Origin of the sequence: Hymenobacter busanensis (genome assembly GCF_008727865.1) — a bacterium.
Lineage (GTDB): Bacteria > Bacteroidota > Bacteroidia > Cytophagales > Hymenobacteraceae > Solirubrum > Solirubrum busanense.
Genome location: NZ_VTWU01000009.1, coordinates 71,016 through 83,972, shown reverse-complemented (window position 1 = coordinate 83,972; position 12,957 = coordinate 71,016). Strand labels below are relative to the sequence as shown.

The following is a 12,957-nucleotide window of genomic DNA, read 5'->3' as shown; positions in this document are numbered from 1 at the left end:
ACGGAGCAAAACAGCCTTATCCGGCGCAAACCTACGCATTTTGGCGGGGGTCACATCTGTATGTGAGGCGCGCAATAAGGCAACGGTTTCGTCGTACCTTCAAGGTCATATTTCCCAATTCTCGAATGTCTAGCTTTACTTTCTCCCGCTTTGGCGGTGTTTTGGGCAGCTTACTGCTCACATTACTCACCCCGGCCTGGGCCTTGGCCAGCGCCCCCACGCGCAGCCTGGAGTTCATCGAAAACAAGGGCCAGTGGGATGCCCGCACGCGCTACGCCGCGCTGCTGCCCGCCGGCCGCCTGTTTGTGGAGGCCGACGGCCTGACGTACTCGCTCTTCGACCCGGCGGCCATTCGGCAGCACCATGAGCACGGCACTACCGACAGTGAAAAAAGCGCGGCGCCGGCGGGCAAGCTGCGGGCCCACGCTTACAGCATGCGCTTTGTGGGAGCCCGCACCGGGGCGAAGCTGCTGTCGACGGAACCCACGGGCGAGGTGCGCAACTACTTTCTGGGCACCGACTCGCGCCACTGGGCCAGCAACGTGGCCGGCTACCGGCAGGTGCAGTACGACGAGTTGTGGAACGGCATCGACGCCCGGCTGTACGAGAACAACCAAGGCCGGCTGGAATACGACTTCAGCCTCGAAGCCGGTGTCGATGCCAAGCGCATTCGGCTGCGCTACGAGCACACCAACGGCTTGCAGCTGACCTCGGAAGGGACGTTGGAAATCAGCACCAGCGTGGGGCAAGTAACGGAGCTGGCCCCGAAAGCCTGGCAGGTGGCGCCCGACGGCCGCCGCCAGCCGGTGAGCTGCCGCTACGTGCTGCGCGGGCAAGGCGTGAGCTTTGCCCTGGGCGACTACGACCGCCGCCGCCCGCTGACCATCGACCCGACCGTCGTGTTTTCCTCGTTTACGGGCTCGACGGCCGACAACTGGGGCTTCACCGCTACCTACGATGCCGACGGCAACATGTACTCCGGCGGCATTGCGTTTGGCCCCGGCTACCCGGCTACGTCCGGCGCCTACGATGCCTCGTTCAACGATTACATCGACATTGCCATTATCAAGTACAATACGGCCACCACGGGCCCGGCCTCGCGGGTGTGGGCCACCTACCTCGGCGGCCGCAGCACCGACGTGCCGCACAGCATGGTGGTGAATGGGCGCGGGGAGCTGGTTATTCTGGGCACTACCTCGTCGAACAACTACCCCACCGCTGGCAACAACGGCCAGGTATTCGACCCCACGTTTAACGGTGGCTCGGGGGCCACTACCCCGCTCAACGGCATCGATTATCCTTTCGGCTCTGACTTGGTGGTTACAACGCTCAGCGCGGCGGGCAACGCGCTGGTCGCCTCCACCTTCATTGGCGGCAGCGGCAACGATGGCATCATGCAAACCAATACCACGTTGGTGCACAACTACGGCGACGCCTTCCGAGGAGATATTGCCGTCGATTCCGACAACAACGTGTATGTGGTGTCGAACACGCGCTCTAGCAATTTCCCCGTCAACAACAGCTTTGACAGCAGCTTTGGCGGGGGATTGTTTGATGCGGTGGTGATGAAGCTACCGCCCAACCTGAGTACCCTGACCTGGAGCAGCTTCTTCGGGGGCACCGGCGACGATGCGGCGTATTCCATTCAGGTTAGCCCGGCCCGCGAGGTCTACATTGCCGGGGGCACCAACGTGCGCATTCCCGGCGACGTGCTACCCTACAACTCGGCGGGCGCCTACAAACCTGACTTTCAGGGCGGCATAGCCGATGGCTTTGTAGCCCGCATCAGTGCCTCCGGCGCTACCCTTACCCGTATGAGCTACCTGGGCAGCGGGGCCTACGACCAAGCCTACTTCGTGCAGCTCGATGAGCAGGGCGGCGTGTATGTACTAGGGCAAACGCTGGGCACGATGCCCATGACGCCGGGTGCTGCTGGGGTAGCCAACGGCCGCCTGTTTATGCAGAAACTCACGGCCAACCTCGACGCCCTGTCGATCAGCACCACGTTTGGCACCACTTCTTCGCTGGGGGCGGGCCTCTCGCCCACGGCGTTTCTGGTCGACCAGTGCGAACGGATTTACGTGTGCGGCTGGGGTGGCGGGCCCAATACCAACTCGCCCTACAGCAACGGCAGCATAACGGGGCTGTTTACCACCGCCAATGCGCTGCAGCGCACCACCGACGGCGGCGACTTTTACCTGATCCAATTTGCACCCTACGCCGCGGCCATCGACTACGCGACCTACTTCGGCGGCAACAACAGCGGCTCGGGGGAACACGTGGACGGCGGCACCTCGCGCTTCGACCGCCGCGGCTACGTGTACCAGGCCGTGTGCGGCGGCTGCGGCGGCTCGTCGGCATTTCCGTTTCCGCCCGGCGCGGGCAGCTACAGCATCCGCAACAACAGCACCAACTGCAACAACGCGGCCTTCAAGTTCGACTTCGGCGTGCAGATTGCCTCGGCTGGCCCGAGCCAGAAAATTTGCGCCAACGCCGCACCGTTGCGGTTGGGCGGCAGCCCGGCAGGCGGCACCTGGGCCGGCACCGGCGTCACGGGTTCCGTGGCCAGCGGCTTCACCTTCACTCCCACGCCGGGCCTGGTGGGTGCCCACGTCCTCACCTATTCCGCGGCCAGCACCGGTACCTGCGTCACCACCAGCCCCCTCACCATGACGGTGATGCCGGTTACGCCTATTGTCTTTGCCCCGGTGACGACGCAGTGCGCCAGCGACGGGCGCGTTACGCTCACGGCCACTCCGGCCGGCGGCACGTTTAGCGGGCCGGGCGTGCTGGGCAATACGTTTTCGCCTTCGGCCGCCGGTGCCGGTACGCATACCCTCACCTACACCTTGGCGCCCGATTTGTGCGGCGTTGCCACCCAACAAGTTGTGGTCAACTCGCTGCCCATCGTGGAAGCCGGCCGCGACACTGCTTTGTGCGCACTACAACGCTCGGCTTATCAGCTGAAAGGGTTCAGCCCCGCCAACGGGCTGTGGAGCGGACCGGGCTGCTCGCCCACCGGCTTTTTCACCCCGCCCAGCTCCGACGGCCGCGTTACGCTGTTTTACACCTACACGGCCCCCAACGGCTGCAGTCAGCGCGACAGTATGCACGTGGTGCTGGTACCCGCCAACCGCACCAACCAGCCGCTGGCGTTGGCGCAGTGCATGGTGAAACCCCGCCCGGCCGAAGGCCTGCCGTACTACACCGGGCTGGCGCCTTTCACCCACAAGTTCACCCACGACCTGCTGTTTGCATCCCGCTACGAGTGGGAGTTCGGCGACAAAACCAGCAGCACCGAGCAATTTCCCACCCACACCTATGAACGCCCCGGCACCTACCTGGTGAAGCTCACGGCCTTCTACAACAGCACTTGCGAAGCCAACTCGGTGTTCGTGCCCGTGTACGTGGGCGACCCGTTCATTCCGAACATCATTACCCCCAACGGCGACAACGCCAACGACACCTTCGAGCAGCGCCTGAGCTGCCTGCCGGTGGAACTGAAGATATTTAACCGCTGGGGCACGCAGGTATTTGAAGCCAAGGACTACCGCAACACCTGGGGTGGCGCCGACCTGCCCGACGGCGTTTACTACTACTCCTTGCGCGACACCGAAAACCGGAAAGCCAAAGGCTGGCTGGAAATCCGGCACTAAGCCCCCTAAACCCCGCGCTATTATGCCTATTTTCCGTCCGTATTTACTTCTTTGGCTAGTATGTGCCCACGCATCCTTACCCCGATTGTTGCTTTCTACAGCCTGCTGATTTCGGTCTTTGCCTCTGCCCAAGCCCCCGCGCCTGCCCCGGCGCGGGGGCTTGAGTTTATTGAGAACCGCGGGCAATGGGCGGCACCGGTCCGCTACATGGCTGGTATTCCAAACGGCCGGCTTTTTATGGAGCGCACCGGTTTCACCTACGCCCTGTCGGAACCGGTCGACCCGCATGCCCACGGCCGCGAATCCTTGCCCCACCCCGATAAGCTTCTGAAAGCGCATGCCGTGCAGGTACGGTTTGTGGGCGCAACGGCTACCGAACCCAAGGCCCAGTTGCCCACTGCCGAAGTGCGCAACTACCTGCTCGGCAACGACCCCGCGCACTGGGCCCGGCAGGTAGCCAGCTACGCCGAGTTGCGCTACGCCAACCTGTGGCCCGGCATTGAGGCCCGCTTCTACGAAAACGCCACCGCGCAGCTGGAATACGATTTCGAGCTGGCCAGCGGCGCCAATGCCGCCGCCATTCGCTTAGCTTATACAGGAGCCGATGCTCTACGGCTCACGCCCGAGGGCGCGCTGACTATTGGTACCAGTGTGGGGCAGGTAACGGAGCTGGCGCCGAAAGCCTGGCAGGTGGCGCCCGACGGCCGCCGCCAGCCGGTGAGCTGCCGCTACGTGCTGCGCGGGCAAGGCGTGAGCTTTGCCCTGGGCGACTACGACCGCCGCCGCCCGCTGACCATCGACCCGACCGTCGTGTTTTCCTCCTTCACCGGCTCGACAGCCGACAACTGGGGTTTCACCGCCACCTACGATGCGCAGGGCAACATGTACTCCGGCGGCATTGTGTTTGGGTTGGGCTACCCCGCCTCGCCGGGTGCCTATAGTCAGTCCTTTTCCGGCGGCATCGACGTGGCCATCATCAAATACAACCCCGCCACCACGGGCCCGGCCTCGCGGGTGTGGGCCACCTACCTCGGCGGAAACGGGGCCGACTTTCCCGAAAGCATGGTGGTCAACAGCCAGGGCGAGTTAGTGGTGTTGGGCGCTACGTCGTCAACGCTCTTTCCCACGACTACCAACGCCTACGACCGTAGCTTCAACGGCGGCACCTACGTCGACCCGTTCAACGACGGCCCACCGTACGACGTGCCCGGCGGCTCCGACCTGTTTATTGCCCGGCTCAATGCCACGGGCAGCAGCCTAGTGGCCTCCACCTTTCTCGGCGGCACCAGCAACGATGGCATCCTGAACCCCTCGGGGGGTACGGGCACGCTGGTGCACAACTACGGCGACGCCTTTCGGGGCGACGTACTGGTAGATGCCGCCGACAACGTGTACATCGCCTCGTCGACGGCTTCCCTCAACTTCCCGGGCATCAACGGCTTCCGCACGACCTTCAACGGCGGCGCCTCCGATGCTGTGGTCTGCAAGCTGACGCCGGACCTGAACACCTTGCTGTGGAGCAACTTCCTCGGCGGTGGCGGTGCCGATGCAGCGTATTCACTGCAGCTTGATGCTACGGGCAATGTGTTTGTGAGCGGCGGCACTACCAGCATCAACTTCCCCACTACCGCCGGCGCGCTTTATTCCATCGTCCGGGGCGGTGTCGATGGCTTTGTGGCGCGCCTCAACAACGCCGGCAATGTGCTGCAACGGGCCACCTACCTCGGCACGGCTTCCTACGACCAGGCCTATTTCGTGCAGCTCGACACCAATGGCAACCCTTACGTGCTCGGCCAGAGCCTGGGAGCGTATCCCGTTACGCCCGGCCGGTATGCCAACGCGAACAGCCATCAGTTTATTCAGAAGCTGAACTCCGATTTGACCACTTCGGTATTCTCCACCGTGTTCGGCAGTGGCCGATTCAATATTGATATTTCGCCCACGGCTTTTTTGGTGGACCAATGCGACCGGATTTACGTGAGCGGCTGGGGCGGCATTCTGAACTCCGCGTTCAACGGCAACAACAACGGCTACACCACCGGCATGCCCACTACCCCCAACGGCATCCAGCGCACCACCGACGGCAGCGACTTTTATTTCCTGCAGCTGGCTCCCAACGCGGCGGCCCTTGATTACGCGACCTTTTTCGGGGCCAACGACCTCTCTATTGGTGACCATGTGGACGGTGGCACCTCGCGCTTTGACCCGCGCGGCATTGTATACCAAGCGGTGTGCTCCTGCGGCTCGGGTAGTTTTCCCATTCCGCCCGGCGCGGGTAGCTACTCTACTACCATCGGCAGCTCGGCTTTCTGCAACAACGTCGCTTTCAAGTTTAATTTTGAAAGCAACATTCCTTCGGCCGGCGTCGACCAAACCGTGTGTGCCACCGCCGCGCCCATCCCCTTGGGTGGTTCGCCGGCCGGTGGCATCTGGAGCGGCCCCGGCGTGACGGGCTCAGCCGGCAGCTATACATTCACGCCCAGTACTGCGTTGTTGGGGGTGCAAACCCTCACCTACACCGTGCTGACCACCGGCTCCTGCTCTGGAGTAGCCACCTTGCGGCTGACTGTAACGGCCCCGTCCTCGGTGAGCTTTAATGCCTTGCCGCAGCCGGCTTACTGTTTAGGCGCGGCGCCCTTGCCGCCAGTTCCCCTCGTGGCCACACCGGCTGGCGGCACATTCAGCGGCCCGGGCGTGAGTGGCACCCAGTTTCTGCCCTCGGCAGCGGGTGCTGGTACGCACACCATCACCTATACTTACTCACTCGGCGGCTGCACCGTGCAGGCCACGCGGCCGGTAACGGTGGTCAGTGCTGCGGCTGGGCCCAACTTCAGCACCTGCGCCCCGGCGCCTCCCATTCGGCTCGGCGGTTTGCCGGCAGGCGGCATCTGGAGCGGCCCCGGCGTCGTCGACTCGGTGGGCGTAGGCTTCTTCTTTGTTCCCAAGGCCGCTTTAGCCGGGCAGCAAACGTTGCGGTACACAGTTTCGGCCTCCGGCGGCACGTGTAGCGCCTCCAGTACGCTGGTTGTGGGCGTCACGGCCGTGCCGGTGGTCAGCCTCACGCCACTGCCCGATGCCTGCACCAATGCCACCAGCGCCATTCGGCTGGCTGCCTCGCCGGCGGGCGGTACCTGGAGCGGCCCCGGCATTACGGGCACTGTTGGTTCAGGCTTCTTTTTCTCCCCTGGCACGGCCGGCGCCGGTACGCACCGCCTCACCTATTCGGTAGGCACAGCCGGCCCCTGCCCGGCGCTTTCCAGCCAAACGATTACCGTAACCACTCCTCCTACCCTCGCTGTAGCGCCCGATACCGTGCTCTGCCCTGGCACCATGCAGGCCATCCGGCTGAAGGCGTCGCCCAGCGGCGGTGCATGGAGTGGCCCGAACGTGACGGCAGCCGGCGTGTTTACCCCGCCTGCCGGCTTTAGTGGCAGCGCCACGCTCACGTACACCATTACCCAAGCGCCCTGCACCGTCTCCGCCACGCGCCGCATCAGTGTGGCCCCGGTTCCGGCTTTTGCCCCTGCCTGGGCGCCCACGGCCTGCCCCGAAACCCACGATGCACCGCTGCAAGTGCGCTTTTCGGCTACTAGTGCTATCCAGTGGGATTTTGGCGACGGCAGCCAAGCCACCGGAACCGAGGTGCTGCACACATATATCACGGCGGGTAGCTACCACCCTTCGGCCACGCTGCTCTACAACAATAGCCGTTGCCAGCTTACGCAGGAGCTGCCGGTAATAGAAGTAAAGGATGTGTTTCTGCCAAACATCATCACCCCCAACGGCGACCAGAAAAACGACGTGTTCAGGCCCAGTTTCGGCTGCCAGACGCGGCTGCAGGTTTTTTCGCGCTGGGGAAACGAGGTCTTTGAGGCGACCAACTACCAGAACGACTGGGGCGGTGGCACCCTGCCCGGCGGTATATACTACTACCTGCTGCAAAGCGCCGACGGCCGCAAAGCCAAAGGCTGGCTGGAAATCCAGCGCTGAGGCCGGCGGTTGCACCGCGCCGGGCAATGTTGTATCTTTGTGCCCAACAAATCGGTATTGGCAGAGGGGACGGCAGCGTCCCCTCTTTCTTTTCCCACCCCGCCCATGCACTTCGACCGCACCCGTATTCAGCAGATGCTGGACCAAAGCCTGCCCGGCCCCGCCTACTTCGTGGTTGAACTCACGGTAAGCGACTCGGCCGTGCGCCCCAAAGTCACGGCCGTGATTGATGGCGACGAGGGCATCGGCATCGACGAGCTGGCCAGCACCAGCCGCCGCCTCGCCCGCCAAATCGACGAGCTGTACGGCGAAGAGGCCACTTACCACTTAGAAGTTACCTCGCCCGGCGCCGATGTGCCGTTTGTGAGCCCGCGCCAGTATGCCCGCAACGTGGGCCGGACGCTGGCCCTCAAAATGGCCGACGGCACCGAGAAAACCGGCACGCTCGAGGAGTTCACGCCCGACGGCATCATGTTGAGCGAAGAAGTCAAAGAGAAAAACAAAAAGAAGCTGCTGCCGCCGGCTTTCGTGCCCTTCTCCGAAATCGGGGAAGCCAAGGTGGTCATTTCCTTCAAGTAAAAGCACTGAGCTATTGGCTATTGGCTGGTAGCTGTCGTAACTTAAATTCCATTTCCTCAACCGCTGCCGCTCCGCTCAAGGCCCGTAAAGCCAACAGCTAAAAGCTACCAGCCAATAGCTTTTCTCATGAACAGCAACGTTCTAATCGAGTCATTCTCGGAATTTGCCAAGTTCAAGAACATCGACCGGCCCACCATGATGAGCATCCTCGAAGAGGTGTTCCGCACGATGATTCGGAAGAAGTACAACGACGACTCCAACTTCGACGTCATCATCAACCCCGACAACGGCGACCTGGAAATCTACCGCAACCGCGAGATTGTGGACGATGACTCGGAGGATATCTGGGACCACGACAAAATTCCGCTGTCGGAAGCGCAGAAAATTGAGCCCGACTTCGAAATCGGCGAAGAAGTATCCGAGCAGGTAAAGCTGGAGGACTTCGGCCGCCGCGCCGTGCTCATGGCCCGCCAAACGCTGATTCAGCGCGTGAAAGACTTGGAGCGCGACAACCTCTACCAGAAGTACAAAGACATGGTCGGCGAAATCATTGCCGGCGAAGTCTACCAAGTATGGGGCCGCGAAACCCTCGTGCTCGACCAGGAAGAAAACGAGCTGAGCTTGCCCAAGCCCGAGCAGATTCCCAAGGACCGCTACCGCAAAGGCGACAACATCCGCGCCGTGGTACACCGCGTCGACGTAATCAACGGCGCCCCTAAAATCATTCTCTCGCGCGCCGCGCCGGCTTTCCTGGAGCGCTTGATGGAGCAGGAAGTGCCCGAAATCTTCGACGGCCTCATCACCATCAAGAACATCGTGCGCGAGCCGGGCGAGCGGGCCAAAGTGGCCGTCGAAAGCTACGACGACCGCATCGACCCCGTGGGTGCTTGCGTGGGCATGAAAGGCTCGCGTATTCACGCCGTGGTGCGCGAACTAGAGAACGAAAACATCGACATCATCAACTACACCGACAACTTGGAGCTGTACATTCAGCGTGCCTTGTCGCCGGCCAAGATTTCGTCGATGAAAATTAATGAACAAACCGGCCGGGTTTCGGTGTTCTTACGACCCGACCAGGTTTCCCTGGCCATTGGCCGCGGTGGCGCCAACATTAAGTTGGCCTCGCGGTTGGTAGGCATGGAAATCGACGTATTCCGCGAAGCCGACTCCTACGAAGAGGACATTGCCCTCGACGAATTCTCGGACGAGCTGGAATCGTGGATTATTGACGAGTTGAAAAAAATCGGCCTCGACACCGGCCGCGCCGTATTGGCCGTCAATAAAGAAGACCTGGTGCGCCGCACCGAACTCGAAGAAGAAAACGTGGAAGAGGTCTTCCGCGTGATTCAGGCCGAGTTTGACGGCGAAAACGAGACCGAAGAAGCCGCCGCCGAAGACGATTCGGAAGCAGCCTCCGAAGCTCCAAAAGAGTAGTTGAGCGAAGCCCACCGCGGGTCGGTGGGCCGGAACTCTCCCATACACAGGCGGAAAACGGGCCTCACCGGGCCAGTTTTCCGCCGTTTGGCAATAATTAAATCGTACTTTTGCACCAAACTACGAGTATCGAGCGCGACCAAAGAATGGCGGAAGCAGCAAGCAAACGGCTAAAACAAGCGGCCACTGACCTCAACGTCGGAACCCACACCATCGTGGATTTCCTGGCGGGCAAGGGCATTTCTATTGAAAACAAACCCACCACCAAACTTTCGCCCGACCAGGTTGCGCTGCTGAACAAGGAGTTTGCATCGTCGGCCCAGGACAAGGCGGAGGCGGCGAAGCGTGGCCAAACGCTACGCCATACCGAGCTCGAGCAAGCCTCGCAAGCGAAGGAAGCTGAGCGCGCTAAAGCCGCGGCGGCTGCCGCGGTAGCCAAGCCCGCCGAGCCGGTTAAGCCGGTAGCGGCGGCTCCTGCCCCAGCACCTGCTGCTCCGGCTCCTCAACCCGCTCCCGCTGCAGCACCCGAGAACGGTCGTACCGTGCCGGGCCTGAAAGTATTGGGCAAGATTGAGTTGGATGCTAAAGGCCGCCCGGTACCGCCGCGTCCGGCCCAGCCGGCACCTGCTCCGGCGGCTGAGGCTCCCAAGCCAGCTCCAGTCCCCGAGGTGAAGTCGACGCCGGCTGCTCCGGCAGCCGCTGCTCCCGAAGCGCCCAAGCCTGCTCCTGCGCCCGTTGAGGCTCCGGCACCGCGGCCCGAACCCACGCCAGCTCCTGCTGCCGAGGTGAAGCCCGTGCCAGTTCCCGAACAACCCAAGCCGGCTCCCGCTCCCGTAGCGGAAACCCGTCCGGCGGCTCCGACTCCCGCCCCTGCGCCGGCTGCCAAGCCTGCGGAGCCCGTACAAGCAGCTGCTCCGGCAGCGCCCGTTGCGGCTCCCGTTGCCGAAGCCAAGCCTGCCGACGGTGGCGCTGATGCCGGCGCAACCGATGGCGGCGACCAAGGCACCATCGTAGCCCGCGGCGAACAGCTGAAGGGCCTGACGGTACTGGGCAAAATCGAACTTCCCGTTGACGCCTCGCGGCGTGGTGGCGGTGGAGGTCGGGGTGCCCGTCCGGTGGCTTCGTCGGATGTACGCAAGGCGGGCATTGGCGACAAGAAAAAGCGTCAGCGCATTGCCGTTCCCGGCAGCGGCCCGCAAGGGCAAGGCGGCCCGGGTGGCCCGCAAGGCAACCGCCCCAGTGCCCCCGGCACCGGCAACGACCGCCCCGTGCGGCCAGCCAACCAGAACCGCCCCGGCGGCGGCCCAGGCCGGCCCGGTGACAACCGTGGCCCGCGCCCCAACGCGGCTCCTGGCACGCCCGAGCAGAACGACAAGCAGATTCAGGACCAGATTAAGGCTACGTTGGCCAAGCTTAGCGGCGGCCGGGGTAACCAGCAGAACCGCGCCAAATACCGCCGCGACAAGCGCGCCGGTATTGCTGAAGCTACAGAAATGCAGCGTCAGCAGAACGAGCTAGCTTCGAAGACGCTGAAGCTGACCGAGTTCATCTCGGCCAACGACTTGGCTTCGCTGATGAACGTGTCGGTGAACGAGGTTATCAAGGTCTGCTTGAACATGGGCATGTTTGTGTCCATCAACCAGCGCCTCGATGCCGAAGCCATTACCGTCATTGCCGACGAATTTGGCTACGACGTGGAATTCCTCTCGGCAGAAGACGAGCAGGAAGTAGTTATCGATGCCGACGAGAATCCGGATCTGCTCCAGGACCGCGCCCCGATTGTGACCATCATGGGCCACGTCGACCACGGCAAAACGTCGCTGCTTGATTACATCCGGAATGCCCAGGTGGCCAAAGGCGAAGCCGGCGGTATTACCCAGCACATCGGCGCCTACGAGGTAAAAACCGAGTCGGGCAAGCGCATCACCTTCCTTGATACGCCGGGTCACGAAGCGTTTACCGCTATGCGTGCTCGTGGTGCCAAGGTGACGGACATTGCCATCATTGTGGTAGCGGCCGACGACTCGGTGATGCCGCAAACGAAGGAAGCCATCAACCACGCGCAAGCGGCGGGGGTGCCCATCGTTATTGCCCTGAACAAAATTGATAAGCCGGGTGCCAACCCCGATAAGGTTCGCGAGGAGCTGTCGGCCATCAACATTCTGGTGGAAGAATGGGGCGGTAAGTACCAGTCGCAAGAGGTGTCGGCCAAAACCGGCGCTGGTATCGACGACCTGCTGGAGAAAGTCCTGCTGGAAGCCGAACTGCTGGAGCTGAAAGCCAACCCCGACCGTCGTGCCGTGGGCTCGGTTATCGAAGCATCGCTCGACAAGGGCCGAGGCTACGTAACCACCATTTTGGTGCAAACGGGTACGCTGGAAGTTGGCGACATTGTGCTGGCTGGCCCGCACTACGGCCGCGTGAAGGCCATGACGGACCACCGCGGCAAGAAGATGAAATCGGCTGGTCCTTCGACCCCGGTACAGCTTCTTGGTTTGCAGGGTGCACCGCAAGCCGGCGACAAAGTGGTGGTGATGGAAACGGAGCGCGAAGCCCGCGAAATTGCCACCCAGCGCCTGCAGCTGCAGCGCGAGCAGTCGATGCGCACCAAGAAGCACATCACGCTCGACGAGATTGGCCGCCGTTTGGCTATCGGTTCGTTCAAGGAGCTCAACATCATTGTGAAGGGCGACGTGGACGGCTCGGTGGAAGCCCTGTCGGACTCGCTGCTCAAGCTCTCGACACCGGAAGTGGCCGTAAACATCCTCTCGAAGGGTGTGGGCGCCATTTCGGAATCGGACGTGCTGTTGGCTTCGGCTTCCGACGCTATCATCATCGGTTTCCAGGTTCGTCCGTCGTTAGGCGCCCGGAAGCTGGCCGAGCAGGAGCAAATCGATGTGCGCCTGTACTCGATCATCTACAATGCCATCAACGAGGTGAAGGATGCCATGGAAGGCATGCTGGCCCCGACGGTGCAGGAGGTGACTGTGGCCACCATTGAAGTGCGCCAGGTGTTCAACATCACTAAAGTGGGCACCATTGCCGGCTGTATGGTGACGGACGGTTCGCTGCACCGCAACACGAAAGTGCGGGTGGTGCGCGACGGTATCGTACAGTACACCGGCGACGTGCAGGCCCTCAAGCGCTTCAAAGACGACGTGTCGGAGGTACGCCAGGGTTACGAATGCGGTATTTCGATTAAAGGCTTCAACGACATCCAAGAAGGTGACATCATCGAAGGCTTCGAAGAGAAAGAAGTTAAGCGGACGCTGTAAACCACTTGCGGCGTCAACCACAA

5 protein-coding genes are annotated in these 12,957 nt (G+C 62.3%); all 5 read left to right on the top strand.

Translation table 11 applies throughout. From position 1 onward, the window contains the following. Window positions 1-125 precede the first annotated feature (125 nt). The 5 genes from F0P96_RS19685 to infB all read left to right on the top strand — a co-directional run bounded on the left by F0P96_RS19685 (window position 126) and on the right by infB (window position 12,934). Window positions 126-3,656, top strand: coding sequence for a DUF7948 domain-containing protein (locus F0P96_RS19685; RefSeq protein WP_151080709.1), 3,531 nt, complete (start codon window positions 126-128; stop codon window positions 3,654-3,656). A gap of 60 nt (window positions 3,657-3,716) precedes the next feature. Further along, window positions 3,717-7,646, top strand: coding sequence for a DUF7948 domain-containing protein (locus F0P96_RS19680; protein WP_151080708.1), 3,930 nt, complete (start codon window positions 3,717-3,719; stop codon window positions 7,644-7,646). A 105-nt stretch (window positions 7,647-7,751) separates the two neighbouring features. Continuing rightward, entirely contained in the window at window positions 7,752-8,225 is a 474-nt protein-coding gene (locus tag F0P96_RS19675; protein ID WP_235917539.1) for a ribosome maturation factor RimP, read from the top strand. Window positions 8,226-8,351: 126 nt separating this feature from the next. Next, on the top strand, window positions 8,352-9,659 hold the full coding sequence (gene nusA, locus F0P96_RS19670; RefSeq protein WP_151080707.1) for a transcription termination factor NusA: 1,308 nt from the start codon (window positions 8,352-8,354) through the stop codon (window positions 9,657-9,659). A gap of 146 nt (window positions 9,660-9,805) precedes the next feature. Continuing rightward, window positions 9,806-12,934: a translation initiation factor IF-2 gene (gene infB / locus F0P96_RS19665; protein ID WP_151080706.1), complete on the top strand. Its 3,129-nt coding sequence runs from the start codon at window positions 9,806-9,808 to the stop codon at window positions 12,932-12,934. Window positions 12,935-12,957 lie beyond the last annotated feature (23 nt).